At 53.1% G+C, this 24,470-nt stretch carries 26 protein-coding genes; 11 read left to right on the plus strand and 15 right to left on the minus strand.

All coding sequences use genetic code 11. From position 1 onward, the window contains the following. Window positions 1-340: 340 nt before the first annotated feature. From NA197_RS15540 to xapA, 4 genes are read right to left on the minus strand one after another with little or no spacing between them, the layout of a single operon-like run. Complete coding sequence (locus tag NA197_RS15540; RefSeq protein ID WP_000438882.1) at window positions 341-1,225, minus strand: LysR family transcriptional regulator; 885 nt, start codon at window positions 1,223-1,225, stop codon at window positions 341-343. A gap of 51 nt (window positions 1,226-1,276) precedes the next feature. Further along, complete coding sequence (locus NA197_RS15545; protein ID WP_000658727.1) at window positions 1,277-1,435, minus strand: XapX domain-containing protein; 159 nt, start codon at window positions 1,433-1,435, stop codon at window positions 1,277-1,279. Between the two features lie 58 nt (window positions 1,436-1,493). After that, the gene (locus NA197_RS15550) at window positions 1,494-2,750 is read right to left on the minus strand and encodes a nucleoside permease (protein WP_001625528.1); all 1,257 of its coding nucleotides are present in this window, start codon (window positions 2,748-2,750) and stop codon (window positions 1,494-1,496) included. 54 nt (window positions 2,751-2,804) lie between these two features. Next, complete coding sequence (gene xapA, locus NA197_RS15555; protein WP_064043379.1) at window positions 2,805-3,638, minus strand: xanthosine phosphorylase; 834 nt, start codon at window positions 3,636-3,638, stop codon at window positions 2,805-2,807. Between the two features lie 255 nt (window positions 3,639-3,893). On the opposite strand from xapA, the gene NA197_RS15560 reads away from it, so the two are divergent. Beyond that, window positions 3,894-4,655, plus strand: a complete 762-nt coding sequence (locus tag NA197_RS15560; RefSeq protein WP_000722926.1) for an outer membrane protein — start codon at window positions 3,894-3,896, stop codon at window positions 4,653-4,655. A gap of 61 nt (window positions 4,656-4,716) precedes the next feature. Here the strand turns inward: NA197_RS15560 and NA197_RS15565 are convergent, their stop codons facing one another. After that, entirely contained in the window at window positions 4,717-5,643 is a 927-nt protein-coding gene (locus NA197_RS15565) for a LysR family transcriptional regulator (RefSeq protein WP_001109831.1), read from the minus strand. Window positions 5,644-5,732: 89 nt separating this feature from the next. Here NA197_RS15565 and NA197_RS15570 point away from each other — a divergent pair, with 89 nt between their 5' ends. Further along, window positions 5,733-6,731 carry a bile acid:sodium symporter family protein gene (locus tag NA197_RS15570; protein WP_064043380.1) on the plus strand — a complete coding sequence of 333 codons (999 nt, stop codon included), beginning with the start codon at window positions 5,733-5,735 and terminating at the stop codon, window positions 6,729-6,731. Here the strand turns inward: NA197_RS15570 and NA197_RS15575 are convergent. The 3 genes from NA197_RS15575 to zipA all read right to left on the minus strand — a co-directional run bounded on the left by NA197_RS15575 (window position 6,728) and on the right by zipA (window position 10,021). Next, on the minus strand, window positions 6,728-6,946 hold the full coding sequence (locus NA197_RS15575; protein ID WP_001519708.1) for a DUF3820 family protein: 219 nt from the start codon (window positions 6,944-6,946) through the stop codon (window positions 6,728-6,730). The genes NA197_RS15570 and NA197_RS15575 overlap by 4 nt on opposite strands. A 1-nt stretch (window position 6,947) precedes the next feature. After that, window positions 6,948-8,963 carry an NAD-dependent DNA ligase LigA gene (ligA, locus tag NA197_RS15580; RefSeq protein WP_023233525.1) on the minus strand — a complete coding sequence of 672 codons (2,016 nt, stop codon included), beginning with the start codon at window positions 8,961-8,963 and terminating at the stop codon, window positions 6,948-6,950. 71 nt (window positions 8,964-9,034) lie between these two features. Beyond that, a complete protein-coding gene (zipA, locus tag NA197_RS15585) occupies window positions 9,035-10,021 on the minus strand; it encodes a cell division protein ZipA (protein WP_000983126.1) in 987 nt (328 codons plus the stop codon). Window positions 10,022-10,252: 231 nt separating this feature from the next. Here zipA and cysZ point away from each other — a divergent pair, with 231 nt between their 5' ends. The 5 genes from cysZ to crr all read left to right on the plus strand — a co-directional run bounded on the left by cysZ (window position 10,253) and on the right by crr (window position 15,116). After that, the gene (gene cysZ / locus NA197_RS15590) at window positions 10,253-11,014 is read left to right on the plus strand and encodes a sulfate transporter CysZ (protein WP_000255006.1); all 762 of its coding nucleotides are present in this window, start codon (window positions 10,253-10,255) and stop codon (window positions 11,012-11,014) included. 163 nt (window positions 11,015-11,177) lie between these two features. Then, window positions 11,178-12,149 (plus strand): cysteine synthase A, encoded by a 972-nt coding sequence (gene cysK / locus NA197_RS15595; protein WP_000036904.1) that lies wholly within the window; start codon window positions 11,178-11,180, stop codon window positions 12,147-12,149. 383 nt (window positions 12,150-12,532) lie between these two features. Continuing rightward, window positions 12,533-12,790, plus strand: coding sequence for a phosphocarrier protein Hpr (gene ptsH, locus NA197_RS15600; protein WP_000487600.1), 258 nt, complete (start codon window positions 12,533-12,535; stop codon window positions 12,788-12,790). A gap of 48 nt (window positions 12,791-12,838) precedes the next feature. After that, window positions 12,839-14,566, plus strand: coding sequence for a phosphoenolpyruvate-protein phosphotransferase PtsI (gene ptsI / locus NA197_RS15605; RefSeq protein ID WP_064043381.1), 1,728 nt, complete (start codon window positions 12,839-12,841; stop codon window positions 14,564-14,566). 40 nt (window positions 14,567-14,606) lie between these two features. Beyond that, window positions 14,607-15,116: a PTS glucose transporter subunit IIA gene (gene crr / locus NA197_RS15610; protein ID WP_000522253.1), complete on the plus strand. Its 510-nt coding sequence runs from the start codon at window positions 14,607-14,609 to the stop codon at window positions 15,114-15,116. A 149-nt stretch (window positions 15,117-15,265) separates the two neighbouring features. Here the strand turns inward: crr and NA197_RS15615 are convergent, their stop codons facing one another. Together NA197_RS15615 and pdxK are read right to left on the minus strand one after the other, a co-directional pair. Then, window positions 15,266-15,505, minus strand: coding sequence for a hypothetical protein (locus NA197_RS15615; protein ID WP_000844541.1), 240 nt, complete (start codon window positions 15,503-15,505; stop codon window positions 15,266-15,268). Next, window positions 15,502-16,368 carry a pyridoxine/pyridoxal/pyridoxamine kinase gene (gene pdxK, locus NA197_RS15620; protein ID WP_064043382.1) on the minus strand — a complete coding sequence of 289 codons (867 nt, stop codon included), beginning with the start codon at window positions 16,366-16,368 and terminating at the stop codon, window positions 15,502-15,504. Before pdxK ends, NA197_RS15615 begins: the two co-directional genes overlap by 4 nt. Window positions 16,369-16,450: 82 nt before the next feature. On the opposite strand from pdxK, the gene ptsJ reads away from it, so the two are divergent. Genes ptsJ through NA197_RS15640 form a run of 4 tightly spaced genes read left to right on the plus strand, consistent with a single transcriptional unit; the run spans window position 16,451 to window position 19,468 of the window. Next, window positions 16,451-17,743 (plus strand): transcriptional regulator PtsJ, encoded by a 1,293-nt coding sequence (ptsJ, locus tag NA197_RS15625; protein ID WP_017441401.1) that lies wholly within the window; start codon window positions 16,451-16,453, stop codon window positions 17,741-17,743. A 14-nt stretch (window positions 17,744-17,757) separates the two neighbouring features. After that, on the plus strand, window positions 17,758-18,477 hold the full coding sequence (locus NA197_RS15630; RefSeq protein ID WP_001263752.1) for a type 1 glutamine amidotransferase: 720 nt from the start codon (window positions 17,758-17,760) through the stop codon (window positions 18,475-18,477). A 58-nt stretch (window positions 18,478-18,535) separates the two neighbouring features. Continuing rightward, entirely contained in the window at window positions 18,536-18,916 is a 381-nt protein-coding gene (locus NA197_RS15635) for a YfeK family protein (protein WP_072102717.1), read from the plus strand. A 12-nt stretch (window positions 18,917-18,928) separates the two neighbouring features. Further along, window positions 18,929-19,468 (plus strand): transglycosylase domain-containing protein, encoded by a 540-nt coding sequence (locus tag NA197_RS15640; RefSeq protein ID WP_064043383.1) that lies wholly within the window; start codon window positions 18,929-18,931, stop codon window positions 19,466-19,468. Between the two features lie 130 nt (window positions 19,469-19,598). On the opposite strand, the gene cysM is transcribed toward NA197_RS15640, so the two are convergent. The 5 genes from cysM to cysP form a co-directional block, all read right to left on the minus strand. Then, entirely contained in the window at window positions 19,599-20,510 is a 912-nt protein-coding gene (cysM, locus tag NA197_RS15645) for a cysteine synthase CysM (protein ID WP_064043384.1), read from the minus strand. 120 nt (window positions 20,511-20,630) lie between these two features. After that, complete coding sequence (cysA, locus tag NA197_RS15650) at window positions 20,631-21,725, minus strand: sulfate/thiosulfate ABC transporter ATP-binding protein CysA (protein ID WP_000021072.1); 1,095 nt, start codon at window positions 21,723-21,725, stop codon at window positions 20,631-20,633. After that, a complete protein-coding gene (cysW, locus tag NA197_RS15655) occupies window positions 21,715-22,590 on the minus strand; it encodes a sulfate/thiosulfate ABC transporter permease CysW (RefSeq protein WP_000852705.1) in 876 nt (291 codons plus the stop codon). The genes cysA and cysW overlap by 11 nt, the downstream gene beginning before the upstream one ends. Continuing rightward, complete coding sequence (cysT, locus tag NA197_RS15660; RefSeq protein WP_000881745.1) at window positions 22,590-23,423, minus strand: sulfate/thiosulfate ABC transporter permease CysT; 834 nt, start codon at window positions 23,421-23,423, stop codon at window positions 22,590-22,592. Before cysT ends, cysW begins: the two co-directional genes overlap by 1 nt. After that, entirely contained in the window at window positions 23,423-24,439 is a 1,017-nt protein-coding gene (cysP, locus tag NA197_RS15665; protein WP_001581567.1) for a thiosulfate/sulfate ABC transporter substrate-binding protein CysP, read from the minus strand. Before cysP ends, cysT begins: the two co-directional genes overlap by 1 nt. Window positions 24,440-24,470: the final 31 nt, after the last annotated feature.

Genomic DNA, 24,470 nt, shown 5'->3' on the forward strand with positions numbered 1-24,470 from the left:
GGTCGTTAGCTCAGTTGGTAGAGCAGTTGACTTTTAATCAATTGGTCGCAGGTTCGAATCCTGCACGACCCACCAATGTAAAAAAGCGCCCTAAAGGCGCTTTTTTGCTATCTGCGATTTATAAGATTCGAACCTGCCGCAGGTTCGGGTCTTGCCTGATGCGCTGCGCTTATCAGGCCTACAGACGACACCGCACACGTAGGCCGGATAAGACGTTAGTCGCCATCCGGCGCAGACGACACCGCACGCGTAGGCCGGATAAGACGTTAGTCGCCATCCGGCACAGACAGCACCGCACACGTAGGCCGGATAAGACGTTAGTCGCCATCCGGCACAGACATCATACCGTCAACGCCGCCACCAGTTTCTCCAGTGCTGGCGTTGCCTGCTGCTGGTCATACACAATATACAAATCCGCCGGAATACGTTCCTCTAACGGACGGAACACCACACCCGGCCAGCTCATTTGCGCATAGCCATCAGCCATCAACGTAATCCCGATCCCCATACTGATCATCGCCAACACCGTTTGCGGCTCAACCACTTCCCGAATAATCATTGGCGAGAAACCCGCCTGTTGGCATACACGTTGTAAAAATTCCCAATCAGAATGTACGGAAGGCAATGTAACAAAATATTCATTGCGCAACGCCGCCAGCGGCACAGAATCTCTGGATGCCAGATCGTGATCTTCCGGAACTGCAACCATGAATGCAGATTCATGCAAACGTATGCTGGTAAAACCGACTGCCGGTTCGATAGCCATACGCCAGATCCCTGCATCAAGTTCCCGACGCTCTAACAACGCCATTTGCATACCTGGAGACTTTTCGCGAAAAAGTACTTCAACATTGGGATTTGCTTTCAAAAAGTGACGCATCGCAGGACGCATTCTTCCCCACAGCGCCGTACCAACCACACCCAGTTCAATGCGCCCCGCTTCACCGCGACCAATCTGCTCCACTCGCGCCAGCGCCTGATTTGCATTGGCTAACAAGCGACGTGACTCCTCCATTAAAACTTTCCCGGCATGGGTTAATGCAACGCTGCGGGAATGACGAATAAACAGCAATGTACCCAGTTGCTGTTCAAGTTCTTTGATATGGATACTCAAGGGAGGTTGTGACATATTTAACCGGGCAGCAGCCCGGCCAAAATGCAATTCTTCTGCAACAGCGAGGAAATAACGTAATAGCTTTAGATCAATACGATGGGCTCGTTCCATCACTATCGCACTCCAGGAATAAGGGATAACGTCTGGAATTTACCATATTACCTAGTAAAAAATAGATTTAACGACAAGATACCCAATATACATAAATACAATAGATAAAACCCCGGGTAAAACATTTGGTGCAGGAATAGGTATACGGCATAAAGTAAAAAATGCGCCAATACCAAATCCAATACCGGAGGAGAGAATAATTTCTTTCATGCTGTGTCCTTGTTCATAAAAATGGACTGGCGAACATCCTCTCGCCAGTCAAATAAAATTAATGTGATAATGATTTGGTCGACAGTTTTTCTGGATGGTGCTGATATTTAAAGAACAATGCAAAAATAACGGCCAATGCCAGAGCGTAGGCGGCAAAGACCAGCCAGATGGTTTGCCAATCTTTTACGCCATCAATAGAAAAATAATCCACGGCCATACCGCTTAAAAGAGACCCAATCCAGGCCCCCACGCCGTTAACCATGGTCATAAACAACCCCTGCGCGCTGGCGCGAATACTTGAGTCCACCTCCTGCTCTACAAATACTGACCCTGAGATGTTGAAGAAATCAAATGCGCAGCCATAAACAATCATCGACAGCAGCAGTAGCACAAAGCCAAACGGGGATGGATCGCCAAAGGCAAAGAAGCCGAAACGCAGCGTCCACGCCAGCATACTCATCAGCATTACCGTTTTAATACCAAAGCGTTTAAGGAAGAACGGAATGGTGAGGATAAAGCCCACTTCCGCCATCTGCGAAACTGAAAGCAAGATAGAGGGATACTTCACCACAAAGCTGTCGGCAAACTCAGGATTACGGGCAAAATCATGCAGGAACGGATTACCGAAGACATTGGTAATTTGCAGCACCGCCCCCAACATCATCGCAAACAAAAAGAAGATTGCCATGCGTGGATTTTTAAACAGAACAAAAGCATCCAGTCCGAGCTTACTGGCAAGCGTGGTGTTCGCCTTCTTCTCGGCTACCGGAATTTTCGGTAACGTCAGCGCATACAGGGCCAGCAATAACGATGCGCCAGAAGCGATGTATAATTGCGCACTGCTCAGTTCCAGCCCCATCAGGCTCACCGTCCACATCGCAACAATAAAACCTATTGTGCCGAAAACGCGCACAGGCGGAAATGACGTTACCGGATCCTGACCTGCTTTCGCCAGACAGGAGTACGAAACGCTATTGGATAATGCAATCGTTGGCATATACGCCATCGCATTAACCAACATCACCCAGAACATCGTCTGGGGATCGGTAACGGTGGTGGCGTATAATAACGCCCCCGCGCAAACCAGATGGCAAAGCATATAGGCTCGCTCAGCGCGCAGCCATTTATCAGCAATGATCCCCATAATGCCCGGCATGATAATCGCTGCCAGTCCTTTTGAGCTGTAGACCATACCGACATTCGCGCCGGTAAAATCCAGAGTGTTGATCATGTAAGAGCCCAGGGTAACCAGCCAGCTCCCCCAGATAAAATATTGCAAGAACGACATGACTTTTAAGCGGGACGTAATACCCATTTTTTATTCCTTGCCGTGAGATAAAGCCCCAATACGGGGCCGTAGTCATTGTGTTTAGGCCAGCTTACGTAAAAAGCCGCAAATCAGATTGATAAAGTTCTGCCGGGAAAGTTCAGCCGCCGCCAGCGTTTGCGCATGGGAGAGTTTTACATCGCCCAGCCCTTCCGCCAGATTGGTGATCGCTGAGACGGCAACAACTTTGAGGCCACAATGACGTGCGCTAATCACCTCAGGGACAACGGACATTCCGACCACATCGCCGCCAATAATCTGCATCATGCGGATTTCTGCCGCCGTTTCGAAGTTCGGACCCGGATAAGAAACAAATACGCCTTCAGTGAGGGGGAATCCCTCCTCTGCCGCAACGGACTGAAGCATGGCGCGATAATCTACGTCATAAGCATTAGCCAGCGAGAAGAAGCGATCGCCATAACGATCATCGTTTGGCCCCACCATCGGCGTACCGGGCATCGTATTAATGTGATCGCTAAGCGCAACCAGGCTACCCGGCCCCACTTCCGGACGCAGAGATCCTGCCGCATTGGTGCAGAACAACACTTCACAGCCCAGTAATTTCAACGTGCGAATGGCATCGGTCATCACCGCCATTCCACGCCCTTCATAAAAATGTCCGCGGCCTTTCATACAGGCCACCGGAACACCCGCCAGATGGCCGAGCACCAGTTCACCAGCATGGCCGTGTACGGTGCTGACGGGAAATCCCGGCAATTTCTCGTAAGAAATGGCTACCGCATCTTCGATTTGATCCGCCAGAGCACCCAACCCGGAGCCTAAAATAAACGCGACTCGCGGGGTAAATGCCGGTTTATGTGCATGAATAATATCAATACAATACTCAGGATTATGAGAAAAAAGAGCGTGAGGCATAAGTTTCCTTGTTCTATCGGATTTAATTTGACTCCTTTTTATAACGACCATCGCCCCTTGCTGACCAATACACTTTTCACGTGTCATCAATAGCCATTTAATATCGATAGATTTAGATCGCTTCTGTATTAATACAGAGGGAAAACAGTATTGGTTTTTGCTTGCACTTCATATTAACAATATGCCGCTTTCATATTTATAAATTGCCTCTTTTTAATTAACCCATTAATAATTATCGGCATAGGGAAATATGCTATGAAAAAAATTCTTACTCTGACGCTTTCTTCTTTACTCATTATTCCCGCACTCACCCATGCGGAATTTAAAGGCGGGTTCGCCGATATCGGCCTCCATTACCTCGACTGGACATCAGACACCACGGAAAAAACCAGTAAAAAATCCCATAAAGATGATTTTGGGTACCTGGAACTGGAAGGCGGAGCGAATTTTAGCTGGGGAGAAATGTACGGGTTCTTCGACTGGGAAAATTTTTACAATGGCCGCCACGCTAAACCAGGCAGCGAACAGCGTTACACCTTTAAAAATACCAACCGTATTTATCTGGGCGATACAGGATTAAACCTCTATCTCCATGCCTACGGGACGTACGGTTCACCTCATCGCGCTAATTTCCATGATGACATGTTTCTCTATGGTTTAGGCTATAACTTCACAGGTAACGGTTACTGGTTTAAACCCTTCTTTGCCAAACGTTATACCGATCAGACCTACTACACAGGCGATAATGGTTATGTATTAGGTTGGGTGGCCGGCTATAGCTTCTCGTTGGGTAGTGAGAAATTCAGCGTAACGAACTGGAATGAGTATGAGTTTGACCGCGATGCGTCCTACGCTGCGGGCAATGGCGGGAAAGATGGCATTAATGGCGCAGTAGCGCTGTGGTGGAATGCGACTCCTCACCTGACCGCAGGAGTACAATATCGTTACGCTGATAATAAGTTAGGAGAATCCTTCCTGCAGGATGGCATTATTTATTCCATCAAATACCTGTTTTAACACACTGCCCTGTCAAAAATGGCAGGGCAAGACCGCACCTCACACACGGACAGATAGATATTTATAGCTGATACAGCGGATCTTTCGCCCTCGCGGCGGTTAATTCGCTGGCCTGAGTACGCACCACGTCCCACAACGCCTGCGCCGCCGTGGAGAGCGATCGGTTTTTTCGCCGCGCCAGCATGAGCTGCCTTTCAACTACGGGCGTCAGCCGTTTAACCTGTAAGTGGCTGCCCTGCGGGAGCGGTAACGCCAGCGCGGGCAGCACGCTGATGCCGATTCCCGCTTCCACCATTGGAAACAGCGTGGCCGGGTGACCAATCTCCTGCACGATATCCGCCTCAATAGCAAAATGGGCCAGCGCCGCATCAATCAGCGGTCGACTGCCGGAAGCATAATCCTGTAAGACCAGCGAGGCCTGTTTAAGATCCTGCCAGCTTACCCATTCCTGATGCGCCAGCGGATGATCCTGGCGACACAACAGTAAAAAAGGCTCTGATAAGATGGCTTCACACTGTAAATCCACCGCTGCGCCGGGATCGATAACGATGCCAAAATCCACTTCACCCTGGCGGATGCTCTCCAGCACCCACTGCTGCGGACGATCGTGCAATACAAAATCAATAGCGGGATAAAGTGAATTACTTTGGGCAATGCATTGCGGAATAAGATGCGCAGAAATGGTTTGGCTCGCGGCAACGCGCACGGTGCCGGTTAATTGTGTCCCTACTCTGCCTGCATCGCGCAGTATGCTGTTCAGTTCATCAAGCACCCGCTCCAGACGCGTCGCCAGCTGTTGCCCCGCCTCGGTCAGCACCACCTCACGCGTAGTGCGATCCAACAGTCTGACGCCGGTTTGCCGCTCCAGCTCTTTTACGCTATGACTGACCGCAGACTGGCTCAGTCCAATCCTGTCCCCTGCCCGACTAAAACTTTTGGCCTGGGCGACGGTAATAAAAATCCGCAGTTGACGCAGTGAATAGTTCATCGACTAGATTCATATATAGATGCAATAAATCAATTTTATTTCTCAAAGCGAAAAACGCAAAATAGCTGCACCGACTTTCAGGAGTTTTTATGAAACTTTTTCGTATCCTTGACCCTTTCACGCTGACACTTATCACCGTGGTACTACTGGCCTCTTTTTTCCCGGCGGAAGGCAGCTTTGTGCCTGTCGTTGAAGGCATTACGACAGCGGCCATCGCTCTGCTGTTTTTTATGCATGGCGCGAAGCTTTCGCGTGAAGCGATCATCGCTGGCGGCAGCCACTGGCGGTTGCATCTGTGGGTCATGTGCAGCACTTTTGTGCTCTTCCCTGTCCTCGGCGTACTGTTTGCCTGGTGGGCGCCTGTCAATGTCGACCCTATGCTCTACAGCGGCTTTCTGTATCTGTGTATTTTGCCCGCCACCGTGCAGTCGGCGATTGCATTTACTTCACTCGCGGGCGGTAACGTCGCGGCCGCGGTGTGCTCAGCGTCTGCGTCCAGTCTGCTGGGCATTTTCCTGTCGCCACTGCTGGTCGGTCTGGTAATGAATATTCATGGCGCGCAGGGCAGTCTGGAAGAGGTGGGCAAAATTATGCTGCAACTGCTGCTGCCTTTTGTGCTGGGACACCTGTCTCGCCCGTGGATCGGCAACTGGGTCGCGCGCAACAAAAAGTGGATCGCGAAAACGGATCAGACCTCTATTCTGCTGGTGGTCTACTCGGCGTTCAGCGAAGCGGTGGTCAACGGCATCTGGCACAAAGTCGGCTGGGGGTCGCTGCTGTTTATCGTTGTGGTCAGCCTAGTACTGCTGGCGATCGTCATCACCATTAACGTCTTTGTCGCCCGTAAATGCGGCTTCAATAAAGCCGACGAAATCACTATTGTCTTCTGCGGTTCGAAAAAAAGCCTGGCCAACGGGATCCCGATGGCCAATATTCTGTTTCCGACGTCAGTGCTGGGTATGATGGTATTACCGCTGATGATCTTCCACCAGATCCAACTGATGGTCTGCGCAGGGCTGGCGCGGCGCTACAAACGCCAGACCGAGAAGTTACAGGCGCAGCAGGAAAGCCGCGCCGCGAAAGCTTAAAGCGGGCGTTTCAGGGGCTGCACCAGTTGCGTCAGCCCCTCGGTTTTAATCAGCAGCGTGATTTGCATCAACTCCCCCAGTTTACCCGCCGGAAACTGATCTTTACGGGCAAACCACAGCAAATACTCTTCCGGAAGGTCGATCAATCGACGTCCCTGATATTTGCCGAACGGCATCACGGTGTTGGCGATTTCAACCAGCTGCTCTTTTTCCATCTCAGGCACCCAGTAAGCGGATCATTTCCGCTTCATCAATCACGGTAATACCCAGTTCCTGCGCTTTGGCAAGTTTGGAACCCGCCGCTTCACCGGCAATCACCAGATCGGTTTTCTTCGATACGCTGCCTGCCACTTTCGCGCCCAGCGCCACTAAACGCGCTTTAGCGTCATCGCGAGACATCTGGCTCAGGCTACCGGTTAGTACCACGGTTTTACCGGCAAACGGGCTATCAATCTCTTGCACATTAATGACTACCGGCGCGGGCCAGTGAACCCCTTCCGCCAGTAGCTGCCCAATCACGTCACGATTACTCTCTTCGGCAAAAAAGTTAAAGACGTGCGTAGCGACCACAATCCCCACGTCGGGTACTTTCTGCAACTCGTCAATGGTAGCGGTCTGCAGCGCCTCCAGCGTGCCGAAATAAGCCGCCAGCCCCGCCGCCGTCGCTTCACCCACTTCACGGATGCCCAGCGCATAGAGAAAACGCGCAAAGGTCGTCGCTTTGGCTTTTTCCAGCGCGTTTACAACATTTTGCGCGGACTTTGGCCCCATTCGGTCCAGGCCGGTCAGTTTACCCGCCGTCAGACGGAACAGATCCGCTGGCGTATGGACATACTCCCTTTCCACCAGTTGGTCGATGATCTTATCGCCCATCCCGTCTACATCCATCGCCCGGCGCGACACAAAATGTTTCAGCGACTCTTTACGCTGCGCGCCGCAAATCAGCCCGCCGGTACAACGGGTAACGGCTTCGCCTTCGACGCGCTCTACGTCCGATCCGCACACCGGACAGTGCGTTGGAAACACAATCGGACGCGTCTCTTCAGGGCGTTCGGACAGAACCACATTGACCACCTGAGGGATCACATCGCCTGCCCGACGGATAACCACCTTATCGCCAATGCGCAAGCCAAGTCGCTCAATTTCATCGGCATTATGCAACGTGGCATTGCTGACCAGCACACCAGCCACCTGAACCGGTTCCAGACGCGCCACCGGCGTAATCGCCCCGGTGCGCCCGACCTGAAACTCAACGTCGCGCACAAAAGTCATCTGCTCCTGAGCAGGAAATTTAAACGCCACCGCCCAGCGCGGCGCGCGGGCCACAAAGCCCAGCTGTTCCTGCAAAGCCAGCGAGTTGACCTTAATCACCACGCCGTCGATATCAAAACCGAGCGTGGGGCGATCTTTTTCGACGTTGTGATAAAAATCCAGTACCGCCTGGGGAGAATCGCACAGCGTCACGCGATCGCTGACCGGTAACCCCCACGCTTTAAATTGCAGCAAACGTCCCAGATGCGTATCCGGCAACTCGCCGCCTTCCAGAATACCGACGCCGTAGCAGAAAAATGTTAGCGGTCGCTTCGCCGTAATACGCGGATCGAGCTGACGCAGCGAGCCCGCCGCCGCGTTACGCGGGTTAGCAAACACTTTGCCGCCAGTTCGGCGCGCGTCTTCATTGATCTTTTCGAACCCGGCCTGCGGTAAAAATACCTCTCCGCGAACTTCAAGACGCGCCGGAATGTTATCGCCGTGCAGCTTTAACGGAATGGCGCGAATCGTGCGCACGTTTGAAGTGATATCTTCACCGGTGGTGCCGTCGCCACGCGTCGCAGCGCTCACCAGCACGCCGTTTTCATACAGAATGCTGACCGCCAGGCCATCCAGTTTTAGCTCGCAGCACCAGATGACATTTTCCGTGCTTTTTAGACGATCCTGCACTCGCTTGTTAAACGCCAGGAAGCTTTCTTCATCAAATACGTTATCGAGCGACAGCATCGGTACTTCATGGCGAATCTGGTTGAATGCCGTCAGCGGCGCCGCGCCAACGCGCTGCGTGGGCGAATCCGGCGTGATAAGGTCCGGACGTTGCGCCTCCAGCTCTCGCAGTTCCCGCATCAGGCGGTCATATTCGGCGTCGGGAATCTCTGGCGCATCCATCACATGATACAGATATTCATGATGGCGAAGCGTGGTTCGCAGTTCTGTCAGTTGTTGTTCGATTGGTTCCATATCACACCATCAATGATAAAAAACCCCCGACAGGCGGGGGTTACGTTAAAAATGTCACACCTGCGTTAACCTCAGGCGTTAGCGTCCATCACCTCGCGGATGCGGTCCTGATATTCGCGCAGTTTCTGCGGCGTCATCATCCGACGCTGGTCATCCAGCACGACGCCGCCGACCTCATCAGCGATATGCTGCGCGGATTGCAGCATCAGCTTGAAGTTCTGCAGCGCATCGCCGTAAGACGGTACCTGCATAAAGATAGTGACGCCAGGCGTAGTGAAGTCCGTCATTTCAGGATCGAACGTTCCCGGATTGACCATATTCGCGAGACTGAACAAGGCCGGGCCGCTGCCGTCCGGACTCAAATGACGATGGAAAATATTCATATCGCCAAATTTAAAGCCTGACTGCTGAATACTGTTCAGTAACACTTCACCATTAAGCTCGCTGCCATGATGGGCCGCGACGTTCATAATGATGACCGCCTCTTTACGCTGCGGTTTTTCCACAACCGGCGCTTCTTCCACTACCGGTTCCGCCTCAACCACAGGTTCCGCAGGCTGGAAGGTTTGCGCTGATGGCGGCGGCGCGGGCTGCGCAACAGGCTGCGGCGCTTGCGACGGCGGTGCAGGCTGTTGTTGCGGCGGCTGTACCGGCGGCGCAGATGGCTGAACCTGCTGAGGCTGCGGCGCAGGTTGGACCGGTTGCTGAACCGGCTGTTGCATCGGCGCTTGCGGCTGCGGCGGCGCCGCTGGACGCGGTTGCGCAGACGCATAAGGCGGCTGGTACTGGTGTTGCGGCGACTGACGAGGGGCATCATGCTCCTGCGACTGGCCGGGGGCATGATTTACGCGGTGAACACGAACTTCACCCACGCCTTCGTCTTCTTCGACATCGTCGTCATACGAGTCGTCGTCGCGTTTCGATTTCATGCGTTTTAGTGGACGATCGCGGAACATAGAAGATCGTTCTTTACGGCTGGTCCAGAAACCATGTACCAGTAAAGCGATTATGGCGATCGCGCCAACAATGATTAATATCAGACGCAAATCCTGCATCATTATATTCTCTGTTGTTCTAACACCTTGCCACCACGGCAAACATTTACTCACTAAGAGTATTTGCCGATTACGTCAAGTGCAAGTGTACTGTTGGCTTTCGCAGCATAAAGATGAAGGAAAATGTGCTTTTTGCTGTTTTTTCGAACATTTCCGAACTATCCACCGCCTGATAACCGGGTAAGATATCCCACGTTTACCCAGGGCTTTAAGAAAAAGGAGTATGTCCTGAATATGGTTTCATCATCCACAACCGTACCACGTAGCGGCGTCTATTATTTCTCGCAAGGATGGAAGTTAGTCACCCTACCGGGAATCCGCCGCTTTGTTATTTTACCTTTGCTGGTCAACATTGTGCTGATGGGCGGCGCATTTTGGTGGCTGTTTACCCAGCTTGACGCCTGGATACCTTCGTTGATGAGTCATGTGCCGGACTGGCTGCAATGGCTGAGCTATCTGCTGTGGCCGATTGCGGTTATCTCTGTTCTGCTGGTCTTTGGCTATTTTTTCTCGACCCTCGCCAACTGGATCGCCGCGCCGTTTAACGGCCTTTTAGCCGAACAGCTTGAGGCGCGGTTAACCGGCGCCACGCCGCCAGATACCGGCATACTCGGCATCATGAAAGATGTACCGCGCATTATGAAACGTGAATGGCAAAAGCTGGCGTGGTATCTGCCGCGTGCTATTGTGCTGCTGATTCTCTATTTTATTCCTGGCATTGGCCAAACCATCGCGCCGGTGCTGTGGTTTTTGTTCAGCGCCTGGATGCTGGCGATCCAGTATTGCGACTACCCGTTCGATAACCACAAAGTGCCGTTTAAAACGATGCGCGCCGCGTTGCGCACGCAGAAGGTGGCGAATATGCAATTTGGCGCGCTCACCAGCCTCTTTACGATGATTCCGGTGCTTAACCTTTTCATTATGCCTGTCGCCGTCTGTGGCGCGACGGCAATGTGGGTTGATTGCTGGCGTGCTAAGCACGCGTTATGGAAATAACGTAAAAATGTATAAATAAGAGATGGCTTATGCTGTCTCTTATTCCATACTGATAACCATTATTTCCCATCAGCATATAGATATGCGAAATCCTTACTTCCCCATATCTGGCTGGAAGGTATGCTGGGAAGGTATCCCAATTTCATACAGTTAAGGACAGGCCATGAGTAAGATTTATGAAGATAACTCGCTGACTATCGGTCATACGCCGCTGGTTCGACTGAACCGTATCGGTAATGGACGCATTCTGGCGAAGGTGGAGTCGCGCAACCCGAGCTTCAGCGTCAAGTGCCGTATCGGCGCCAATATGATTTGGGATGCCGAAAAGCGTGGCGTACTGAAACCTGGCGTGGAACTGGTGGAGCCGACCAGCGGCAATACCGGTATTGCGCTGGCGTATGTCGCCGCCGCGCGCGGTTACAAACTCACCCTGACCATGCCGGAAACCATGAGCATTGAACGCCGCAAGCTACTCAAAGCATTAGGCGCGAATCTGGTGCTGACCGAAGGGGCGAAAGGGATGAAAGGCGCTATTCAGAAAGCCGAAGAAATTGTCGCCAGCGATCCGCAAAAATATCTCCTGCTCCAGCAGTTCAGCAACCCTGCCAACCCGGAAATCCATGAAAAAACCACCGGCCCGGAAATCTGGGAAGACACCGATGGTCAGGTGGATGTGTTTATCTCCGGCGTCGGCACTGGCGGTACGTTAACCGGCGTCACGCGTTATATCAAAGGGACGAAGGGTAAAACCGATCTTATCACCGTTGCGGTAGAACCCACTGACTCCCCGGTTATTGCCCAGGCGCTGGCTGGTGAAGAGATCAAACCAGGCCCGCATAAAATTCAGGGCATCGGCGCAGGCTTCATCCCGGGCAACCTGGATCTGAAACTGATTGATAAAGTGGTTGGCATCACCAATGAAGAAGCCATTTCTACCGCGCGCCGTCTGATGGAAGAGGAAGGTATTCTGGCGGGAATTTCTTCCGGCGCCGCGGTTGCTGCAGCGCTTAAGCTGCAGGAAGATGAAAGCTTTACCAATAAGAATATTGTGGTTATCCTACCCTCATCAGGTGAGCGTTATCTGAGCACCGCGTTGTTCGCCGATCTCTTTACTGAGAAAGAACTGCAACAGTGATGCCAGCATGTTAAAAACGCGTAAAAAAGCACCTTTTTGGGTGCTTTTTTGTGGCCTGCTTCAAACTTTCACCTCACCTGGCATTGATTCACCCTGCCGGAACTGGTATTTAACCAGACTAATTATTTTGATGCGCGAAATTAATCGTTACAGGAAAAGCGTTAGCTGAATCGATTTTATGATTTGGTTCAAATCTTCCTTTCGCGGCATAATGTTTAATGACGAGCGAAACGTCAGCGGCCATAAGTTGCCAGCAACGGATTGCGTAGAACACCTTTTGTGTCGCGTCCCGTTTACGCCGGCGCTAACAATACAGGCTAAAGTTGAGCCGCCAGGCTAGACTTTAGTTCCACAACACTAAACCTATAAGTTGGGGAAATACAATGTTCCAGCAAGAAGTTACCATTACCGCTCCGAACGGTCTGCACACCCGCCCTGCTGCTCAGTTTGTTAAAGAAGCAAAAGGCTTCACTTCTGAGATTACTGTGACTTCCAACGGCAAAAGCGCCAGCGCGAAAAGCCTGTTTAAACTGCAGACTCTGGGCCTGACTCAAGGCACCGTCGTCACCATCTCCGCAGAAGGTGAAGATGAGCAGAAAGCGGTTGAACATCTGGTCAAACTGATGGCGGAACTCGAGTAAGTTTTTTTCCGGGTTCTTTTAAAAATCAGTCACAAGTAAGGTAGGGTTATGATTTCAGGCATTTTAGCATCCCCGGGTATCGCTTTCGGCAAAGCACTGCTGCTGAAAGAAGACGAAATCGTCATTGACCGGAAAAAAATTTCTGCCGACAAGGTTGATCAGGAAGTTGAACGTTTTCTGAGCGGTCGTGCCAAGGCATCTGCGCAACTGGAAGCGATCAAGACAAAAGCTGGTGAAACGTTCGGTGAAGAAAAAGAAGCCATCTTTGAAGGGCATATTATGCTGCTCGAAGATGAGGAGCTGGAGCAGGAAATCATAGCCCTGATTAAAGATAAGCACATGACGGCTGACGCAGCCGCACATGAAGTTATCGAAGGTCAGGCCACTGCCCTGGAAGAACTGGATGACGAATACCTGAAAGAGCGTGCGGCTGACGTACGTGATATCGGTAAGCGCCTGCTGCGCAACATCCTGGGTCTGGCCATTATCGATCTGAGCGCGATTCAGGAAGAAGTTATCCTGGTTGCCGCTGACCTGACGCCGTCAGAAACCGCACAGCTGAACCTGCAGAAAGTGCTGGGCTTCATCACCGACGCGGGCGGACGCACGTCTCATACCTCCATCATGGCGCGTTCTCTGGAACTGCCAGCGATCGTAGGTACCGGTAGCGTCACCGCTCAGGTGAAAAACGGCGACTATCTGATTCTGGATGCCGTAAACAACCAGGTTTACGTCAACCCGACCAACGATGTTATTGAGCAACTGCGCGCCGTCCAGGAGCAGGTTGCGACCGAGAAAGCGGAACTCGCAAAACTGAAAGATCTGCCGGCAATCACGCTGGATGGACATCAGGTTGAAGTTTGCGCCAACATCGGTACCGTTCGTGACGTTGAAGGCGCTGAGCGTAACGGCGCGGAAGGCGTTGGTCTGTATCGTACTGAATTCCTGTTCATGGATCGCGACGCGCTGCCGACGGAAGAAGAGCAGTTTGCCGCCTATAAAGCGGTCGCTGAAGCGTGCGGCTCGCAGGCGGTTATCGTCCGTACCATGGACATTGGCGGCGACAAAGAGCTGCCGTACATGAACTTCCCGAAAGAAGAGAACCCGTTCCTGGGCTGGCGCGCCGTGCGTATCGCCATGGATCGCAAAGAGATCCTGCGTGACCAGGTTCGCGCGATTCTGCGTGCCTCCGCTTTCGGTAAATTGCGCATTATGTTCCCGATGATCATCTCTGTTGAAGAAGTTCGCGCGCTGCGCAAAGAGATTGAAATCTACAAACAGGAACTGCGTGACGAAGGTAAAGAATTTGACGAAAGCATTGAGATTGGCGTGATGGTGGAAACACCGGCTGCGGCGACAATTGCGCGTCATTTAGCCAAAGAAGTTGATTTCTTTAGTATCGGCACCAATGATTTAACGCAGTACACCCTGGCAGTTGACCGTGGTAATGATATGATTTCACACCTTTACCAGCCAATGTCACCGTCCGTACTGAACTTGATCAAGCAAGTTATTGATGCTTCTCATGCAGAAGGTAAATGGACTGGCATGTGTGGTGAGCTTGCAGGCGACGAACGTGCTACACTTCTGTTGCTGGGGATGGGTCTGGACGAATTCTCTATGAGCGCCATTTCTATCCCGCGCATTAAGAAGATTATCCGTAACACGAACTTCGAAGATGCGAAGGTGTTAGCAGAGCAGGCTCTTGCTCAACCGACAACGGACGAGTTAATGACGCTGGTTAACAAGTTCATTGAAGAAAAAACAATCTGCTAATCCACGAGATGCGGCCCAATTTACTGCTTAGGAGAAGATCATGGGTTTGTTCGATAAACTAAAATCTCTGGTTTCTGATGATAAGAAAGACACCGGAACTATTGAGATTGTTGCCCCGCTCTCTGGCGAGATCGTCAACATCGAAGACGTGCCGGATGTAGTTTTTGCTGAAAAAATCGTTGGTGATGGCATCGCTATCAAACCAACCGGTAACAAAATGGTCGCCCCTGTTGACGGTACCATCGGCAAAATCTTTGAAACCAACCATGCGTTCTCTATCGAATCCGATAGCGGCATTGAGCTGTTCGTTCACTTCGGTATCGACACCGTTGAGCTGAAAGGCGAAGGCTTCAAGCGTATTGCTGAAGAAGGTCAGCGCGTGAAAGTTGGCGATCCGGTCATCGAGTTCGATCTGCCGTTGCTGGAAGAAAAAGCCAAGTCTACCCTGACTCCGGTTGTTATCTCCAACATGGATGAAATCAAAGAACTGATCAAACTGTCAGGTAGCGTGACCGTGGGTGAAACTCCGGTTATCCGCATTAAGAAGTAATTCTTGCCGCAGTGAAGAATGGCGCCTTTGGGCGCCATTTTTTTTGCCTGTACTTGCGCCGCCATCCGGCGATGGTGCGGCGCACTGCCTGATGGCGCTACGCTTATCAGGCCTACAAGGTTGCGAACATTTCAGCGCCAATCCACGGGTTACAACTGCGAGGTCACCGGGCGAAAGCACTTCTCGCGCATCAGGATCTTCATCCCATCCGGGCCACTTTCCAGCATCCTGCGTTCGGAATCGGACACTTGCAACTCGCACTGATAGCCGCCAGTGATGCCAAACATCGCCCGCGCTACGCAAATATCTTCCAGCGCGTCCAGCCCGCTCGTTTCAAAATGCCCCACGATACGTCCCTGCTGGCGAACCACCAGCCGATAACTCTTCATCGCGCCTCCCCTGCCGGCGGCAGAATTAACTCATCACAGCCACACTGCTGTGTCCAGGTCATCACCTCCTGCACGCGCTGCGCCGCATCTTTTGCCGCGGTCGTCAGTTTTTTCCCCTGCACAATACCGCTGACCAGCTCGGCGCAGAAGAGATCTCCCGTCCCTTTTAATTCCGTCGCCACCCGCGGATGGGCAAAGACCTCCACGACCTGCGCAGTAACGACCGCAACCGTTATGGTCTCCAAAGATTCGCCCGGCGCGCTGGTGATAACCACCCATTTCAGCGTATCGGAAAGCAGCGATTGCGCCGCCGCCACCGCCTCTTCCAGCGTGCGGCACGGTTTACCACTCAGCATCTCCAGCTCAAATACGTTCGGCGTTAGCCCCTGCGCCTGCGGCAACAAATGTGTGCGATAAGCCTGCGGAATTTCCGCCTGCACATACATTCCACTGTCGGTATCGCCAATGACCGGATCGACAAGAATACACACCTCCGGATGCGAAGCCCGGATCGCCATTAGCCACTTCGACAGCAAGACAATTTGGTCTGCGCTGCCCATGTAACCGGTGGTAATCGCTTTTAATTCACGTAACGCATCGCGCTCATTCAACGCCGTAAGGTAGCCTGCAAACCACTCGGCGGGAATAATGCCGCCATAAAACGTTTTATAGTGCGGTGTATTGCTGAACAGCACCGTCGGAACCGCCGTCACGCGTAGTCCCTGCGCTTTAATGGCCGGAACAGCGATACTGTTGCCTACGCTGCCGTACACGACCTGTGACTGGACGGCGACGATATCGGTCTGTAACGCCCGATGGTTGTCGTCGAAGAGCACTGACTGAATATCACTCTCTTGTCCCATAAAATTTTCCTCTCGCTGGACAGCAGGCTACCGCCTCATTATCATTGTCATATGCTAAAATTCATTTTGTCATAGGTCAATAATGATCGACGGAAAAACCGCTAACGAAATTTTTGACAGTATCCGTCAACACATTATCGCCGGCACGTTACGGGCGGAGGATTCGCTCCCGCCGGTACGGGAGCTGGCAAGCGAATTAAAGGTGAACCGCAATACCGTCGCAGCGGCGTATAAACGGCTGATAACGGCGGGACTGGCGCAAAGTTTAGGCCGCAATGGGACGGTGATTAAAGGCAGTCCGTCTCCCGTAGCGCTGGAAGGCGGCGATCCGCATACGCCTCTGCACGACCTTTCCGGCGGCAATCCCGATCCGCAGCGTCTGCCTGACCTTAGCCGTTATTTTGCCCGTCTCAGCCGCACGCCGCATCTCTACGGCGATGCGCCCGTTTCCCCTGAACTACACGCCTGGGCGGCGCGCTGGCTACGGGATGCCACCCCCGTCGCAGGCGAAATTGATATCACCAGCGGAGCTATCGACGCCATTGAAAGACTGCTTTGCGCGCATCTGCTGCCGGGCGACAGCGTCGCGGTGGAAGATCCCTGTTTTTTAAGCAGTATCAATATGCTGCGCTATGCCGGTTTTAGCGCCAGCCCGGTCAGTGTGGATAGCGAAGGAATGCAGCCTGAAAAGCTGGAACAGGCGCTAAACCAGGGCGCGCGGGCAGTGATCTTAACGCCGCGCGCGCACAACCCTACCGGCTGTAGCCTGAGCGCTCGCCGTGCCGCTGCGCTGCAAAATATACTGGCGCGTTACCCTCAGGTAGTGGTCATTATCGACGATCACTTCGCCCTGCTTTCTTCGTCGCCCTGGCAGCCGGTTATTGCGCAGACAACGCAACACTGGGCGGTGATACGCTCCGTTTCCAAAACCCTCGGCCCCGATTTACGTCTTGCTATTGTCGCCAGCGACAGCGCGACCTCGGCAAAACTTCGGCTGCGGCTAAATGCCGGTAGTCAGTGGGTCAGCCATCTGTTACAGGATCTGGTCTACGCCTGCCTGACCGACCCTGAGTATCAGCACAGGCTGGCGCAAACGCGGCTGTTTTACGCCGCCCGGCAACAAAAACTGGCCCGCGCCCTACAGCAATATGGCATCGCCATTTCTCCCGGCGACGGCGTGAATGCCTGGCTCCCGCTGGACACCCATAGCCAGGTTACCGCGTTTACGCTGGCAAAATCCGGCTGGCTGGTACGTGAGGGAGAAGCCTTTGGCGTAAGCGCGCCGTCTCACGGTCTACGTATCACGCTGTCGACATTAAATGACAGCGAGATCAACACGCTGGCGGCTGATATCCATCAGGCGCTAAATCGCTAACAGGAGAAAATAACGTGCGAGTTCATTTTGTTGTCCATGAGTCGTTTGAATCCGCTGGCGCTTATCTGAAATGGGCTGAAGATCGCGGTTATACCATTTCATGGTCGCGCGTCTATGCCGGAGAAGCGCTACCGCCCAATGCCGATGAGTTCGATATGCTCGTGGTATTTGGCGGTCCGCAGTCGCCGCGCACCACCCGCGAAGAGTGCCCGTACTTTGACTCTCGCGCCGAACAGCACTTAATTAATCAGGCGATTACGGCCCGGCGAATGGTTATCGGCATTTGTCTTGGTTCGCAGCTCATTGGCGAGGCGCTGGGCGCCGCGGTGTGCCAAAGTCCGGAAAAAGAGATTGGCCACTACCCTATTACGCTCACTGAAGCCGGTCTGCGGCATCCGCTTATCGCCCACTTTGGCTCACCGTTAACCGTCGGCCACTGGCACAACGATATGCCAGGACTCACCGATCAGGCGACCGTGCTGGCCGAAAGCGAAGGCTGTCCACGTCAGATAGTGCAGTACGGTAATTTTGTCTACGGCTTCCAGTGTCATATGGAATTTACCGTCGAGGCGGTTGAAGGATTAATCCAACATTCGCAGCAGGAGCTGGCCGACGCGCAAGGGAAGCGTTTTATCCGCTCGGTCGCCGAGATGCGCGCATGGGATTACCAGCAGATGAATGAAAAGCTGTGGCGTTTTCTGGATGAACTCACGCTGGCGCACTCACAGAAATAACCACACCAGGAGTGCAACTTATTACCCGGCTAACGGTCTGAGGTGCAGTGATTATCGCATGAAAAAGGATTTTACCATGAAGAAAATTGTCTGCTCCGTCGTTGCGCTCCTGCTGACTCTACCCGCCTGGGCGAAGCTAAACGCCCACGAAGAAGCGCGCATTAACGCCATGCTTAATGCGCTGGCGCAGAAAAAGGATCTGACATTCGTTCGTAACGGTGATGCGCATAACTGCGAGGAAGCCGTATCGCACCTGCGCTTAAAACTGGGTAACACGCGCAATCGTATCGACACCGCCGAACAGTTTATCGATAAAGTCGCGTCGTCGTCGTCCATCACCGGAAAACCCTATATCGTTAAAATTCCTGGTAAAGCGGATGAAAATGCACAGCCTTATTTACATGCGCTTATTGCGGAAACGGATAAGAATGTTGAGTAAGAAAAAATCATAATGCCAGGCGTGCTACTGTGGTTTTTTAAAGGCGTTATCGCGCTTCTGTTAGCGTTTGCTGTAGGGTTAACCGTTTACTATTATCTGGAAATTCGTCCCATAGCCCAGACCGCATTACAGAGCGCCTCTTTCTGGTTGTCCGAATCGCCGCAGACGCGTTTTTTGCGCCGCGCTGCGACCAAAATACATCCCAAATCTTATACTGCCAGATTGCTCTATACCCAAGCCGGCGTGGATTGGCATTTCAGGACCGCGATCTGGGTGTTCTGGTTGGACAGCCTGTACCGCGACGACGAGCTGTATGCCATGATGCTGGCGCAAGCGTATTATGGCCGGGATTCGCAGGGTAACGCGGTTTACGGTACGAAAAATGCGGCGTTAACGTTATTTCACGTACCAGTGACAGAGATGACCTGCCAGCAACAAGTACAACTGATTTATATGTTTAAAGCGCCGTCACTTTACCGGCCTGGTTCAGCCAGGCTGGTAGAAAGCAGCAAGCATTACATGACGCTTTGCCAGGAACAAATACAAGAATAAGAACAACAGACGAGCTTTTATTATAAAAGACGACGGTAATGCGCTGGCGCACATAGAAAATCGGCAAGATATTCCCGCTTGTCAAAGGCGCCGTTGCCTGTGTATATCCCAACCAGCTAAACCTGTTAGCTTAAATCCCTGCCCCCTGGCTGAAATGCTCTTCACCAAACACGCCGGTAGACAAGTAACGATCGCCGCGATCGCAGATAATCGCCACCACTACCGCGCCGGGCGTGGCTCGTGCGACGCGTAACGCGCCCGCTACCGCGCCGCCAGAGCTGACGCCGCAGAAAATCCCTTCACGAACTGCCAGTTCACGCATGGTGTTTTCGGCATCATTCTGATGAATATCCAGCACCTGATCCACCAGGCTGGCGTTGAAAATGCCCGGCATATATTCCGCTGGCCAGCGGCGAATGCCCGGAATACTGCTGCCCTCTTCCGGCTGTAGGCCAACGATAGTGACCGGTTTTTCCTGCTCGCGCAGAAAACGCGACACGCCGGTAATGGTGCCGGTCGTGCCCATGCTGGAGACAAAATGGGTGATGCGACCTGACGTTTGCCGCCAGATTTCCGGGCCGGTGGTCGTGTAGTGGGCGTAGGGATTATCAGGATTATTAAACTGATCGAGCAGTTTGCCCTCGCCTCGTTCAGACATAGCGAGCGCTAAATCGCGCGCCCCTTCCATTCCCTGCTCTTTAGTGACCAGAATCAGTTCTGCGCCATAGGCCCGCATTGCCGCCCGACGCTCCTGACTCATGTTGTCTGGCATCAACAGCTTCATGCGATAACCTTTCAGCGCGGCGATCATCGCCAGCGCAATGCCAGTGTTGCCGCTGGTCGCTTCAATCAGGACATCGCCCGGTTTAATTTCCCCGCGCTTTTCCGCCTCGACAATCATCGATAGCGCCGCGCGATCTTTCACCGATCCTGCCGGATTATTGCCTTCCAGCTTAACCCAGATTTCACTGCCGTTATCCGGCGCCAGACGTTGTAATTTGACCAGCGGCGTATTGCCGATGGTTTGTTCTAATGTATTCACGTTTTCAGCTCAATAAAAATGCCGGGTGGCGCTGTGCTTACCCGGCCTACAAAATCACGATATACGCTGTAGGCCCGGTAAGCGAAGCGCCACCGGGCGATAAACCTGCAAATTAACCTATCAGGCAGACTCCGCAAGAGCAAGCGCCTCATGGGGCTCAATACGCTGGTCGCCATGATAGAGACGTGCGTTCTGTAAGCCGACAAACAAACGCTCGCCGCGCTGCGGGACGTCGTCACCCGCCATCACCACCGTCAGCGGATCGTGATACCACCCCAGCGGCTGTACCACTAACTGTGTATAGTGACCTTTTGGGCTGGCCTCAATGACCTGTACTGGTAGCGGAGAATCCAGGCTGGTGCGGCGGCTAATATCCACCTCCCACGGACGCAGGAACAGATCGACCGGCCCCTGGTACGCGGGCGTATAACCCAGCGGCCAGCGATGCGCGCCAACGTGAAACTGCCCGCCGCGGACGGTGCCTGTCAGGCGGTTCACCTCGCCCATAAACTCCAGTACGAAGCGGGTTGCCGGTTCACGCCACACTCGATCCGGCGCATCAGCCTGTTCGATATTGCCCTGACTCATCACCACCACCCGATCCGCCACTTCCGTCGCCTCTTCCTGATCGTGGGTGACAAAGACGCTGGTGAATTTCAGTTCTTCATGTAACTGGCGCAACCAGCGACGTAACTCTTTACGTACCTGGGCATCCAGCGCGCCAAAGGGTTCATCCAGCAGTAGAATTTGCGGTTCCACGGCAAGCGCGCGCGCCAGCGCCACGCGCTGTTTTTGTCCGCCGGAAAGCTGGGCGGGGAAGCGATCCGCGAGGTGCGCCAGTTGCACCATCTCCAGCAATTGCGTCACTTTCGTTTTAATCGCCGCCGCAGTTGGGCGGTCGCGTCGCGGCAGCACCGTCAGGCCAAAAGCGATGTTGTCAAACACCGTCATATGGCGAAACAGCGCATAGTGCTGAAACACAAAACCGACTTTACGCTCACGCGCGTGCAGGCGGCTAACGTCCGTACCGTGGAAACGAATATGACCGCTGGACTGATGCTCCAGCCCGGCAATAATGCGCAGCAGCGTCGTTTTGCCGGAACCTGACGGCCCCAACAAGGCAACCATCTGGCCGGAAGGAATATCCAGCGAGATATCATTCAGTACCTGAGTGCGACCAAAGGATTTCTTAATTCTGGCGATCTCAATGCTCATGATTTTCCTCCTGTTGCGCGCGTTTTTCCTGATTCTCCAGACGCCATTGCAACATGCTCTTCAAAAACAGGGTAATAATCGCCATTAGCGTCAACAATGCGGCGGCGGTAAAGGAGCCGACGGTGTTGTAGTCCTGCTCCAGTAATTCAATCTGTAACGGTAGCGATAACGTTTCGCCGCGAATCGAGCCGGACACCACCGACACCGCGCCAAACTCGCCAATCGCGCGGGCGTTGGTTAATACCACGCCGTAGAGTAGCGCCCAGCGAATATTCGGCAACGTCACGCGGCGAAACATTTGCCAGCCGGATGCGCCCAGTAAAATCGCCGCCTCATCTTCCTGACTGCCCTGGCTGAGCATCACCGGCACCAGTTCGCGCACCACAAACGGACAGGTGACAAAAATAGTAACCAGTACCATCCCCGGCCAGGAGAACATCATTTGCAAATTATGTTCATCCAGCCAGCCGCCCAACGGGCCGTTGGAGCCATAAAACAACAGATAGACCAGACCGGCCACCACCGGCGAGACGGCAAAGGGAATATCCAGCAGGGTCAGCAGTAGCTGACGTCCGGGAAAGTTAAAGCGCGTCACCAGCCACGCCAGCAGAATGCCGAACACCAGATTCACCGGCACTGCGATCAAGGCAATCAACACCGTCAGCCAGATGGCGTGCAGCATGTCCGGATCGGCCAGATTTTGCAGTACCGGCATTAACCCTTTGCTGAACGCCTGCACGAAGATGTAAATCATCGGCACCAGCAGGATAAACGCCGAAACCAGCATCCCGACGCCAATCAAAAACCATTTTCCCCAGTTAATGCGGGGGACGTCGTATCGCTTCAATTGAGTCACTTCCGCCATTAATGACCTACCACACGTCGACCAAAGCGACTTTGCAGAGTGTTAATTGAGAACAGCAGCAGCAAGGATGCCGCAAGGATCACCGAGGCAATGGCGCTGGCGGCGGGGTAATCAAACTCCTGCAAACGCACAAAAATCATCAGCGAGGTCACTTCTGTTTTCCAGGCGATATTTCCGGCGATAAAAATCACCGCGCCAAACTCGCCCAGACTACGGGTAAAAGAGAGCGCCACGCCGGCAATCAGCGCAGGCGACAGCTCAGGCAGCACGACTTTGCGAAAACTTTGCAGGCGGGTGGCCCCCAGCGTTTGTGCCGCTTCTTCATATTCCGGCCCCAGCTCTTCCAGTACCGGCTGGACGGTGCGTACCACAAATGGAATGCTGGTAAAGGCCATCGCCACCGCAATACCGAGCCAGGTATAGGTCACTTTGATATCAAACTGCGCTAGAAACTGACCGTAGAAACCGTTCACTGAGAACAGCGAGGCCAGCGTTAACCCCGCCACCGCTGTCGGCAGCGCAAACGGCAGATCCATCAGCGCATCCAGCAACGTGCGCCCTGGAAAACGGTAGCGGGTTAAAATCCACGCCATCAACAGGCCAAACACGCCGTTAAAAATCGACGCTACAAATGCCGCCAGTAGCGTCACTTTATAGGCAGCCACCACCTGAGGGTTGGTCACGACATCCCAGTATTGCGCCCAGCTCATCTGTGAGAGCTGCATCACCAGCGCGCTCAACGGCAACAGTAGGATCAGGCAGACAAACAGCAAACTGGTGCCGAGGCTTAACGTAAAGCCGGGCAGCACGCGTCGGGAAGAAACGGCAAGCATTACTTACGCCCCGCCGCCAACAGTTTGTCCAGCTCGCCGCCGCTGGCAAAGTGCGTTTTCATCACTTCCGGCCAGGAACCAAACTTGTCTTCCACGCGGAACAGTTCGGTCTGCGGGAATTTATCTGCTTGCTTGCCCATGATTTCCGGGTTATTCACGCGGTAGTAGTAATGGGTAATGATGGTCTGCGCCTGCGGGCTATACAGCCAGTTCAGGTAAGCTTTGGCGGCTTTTTCTGTGCCGTTGGCCTGCACGTTTTTATCCACCCAGGCGACCGGGAATTCAGCAAGAATGTTCGTTTTCGGGATCACCACTTCAAATCCCTGGGCTTCATATTGTTTGCGGATGTTGTTCACTTCCGATTCAAAACTAATCAGCACATCACCCAGACCACGCTCGGCAAAGGTAGTCGTAGCGCCGCGACCGCCGGTATCAAACACTTCGACGTTTTTCAGGAACTGGGTCATAAACTGTTCGGTTTTGGCTTTATCGCCGCCGTCCGCGTTATCCGCCGCGCCCCATGCCGCCAGATACGTGTAACGGGCGTTGCCGGAGGTTTTCGGGTTAGGGAAAATCAGCTTCACGTCGGAACGTACAAGATCGCTCCAGTCGTGAATATTTTTCGGGTTCCCCTTGCGCACCAGGAAGCCCATCGTGGAATAGAATGGCGAACTGTTGTTCGGCAGACGGCTTTGCCAGTCGGCAGGGATCAGTTTGCCTTTATCATGAAGAATCTGTACGTCGGTCACCTGATTGTAGGTCACGACGTCTGCCTTCAGTCCCTGCAAAATCGCCAGCGCCTGTTTTGATGACCCGGCATGAGACTGCTTAATCGTCAGCTTATCGCCGCCGTTATCCTTCGCCCATTGTTGCTCAAACGGCGGGTTAAGGGCGGCAAACAGCTCGCGGGAGACATCGTATGAGCTGTTCAGCAGCTCCGTTGCCTGCGCCTGCCCTGCCAGTAACAGCATTGCTGCCAGCGTCAGGAGTCTCTTTTTCAGTAAGTTAACGGCCATTGCGCACCCTTATAAATTTAATGACTTTCTT

The organism is Salmonella sp. NW884, assembly GCF_051700745.1.
GTDB classification, from domain to species: domain Bacteria; phylum Pseudomonadota; class Gammaproteobacteria; order Enterobacterales; family Enterobacteriaceae; genus Salmonella; species Salmonella enterica.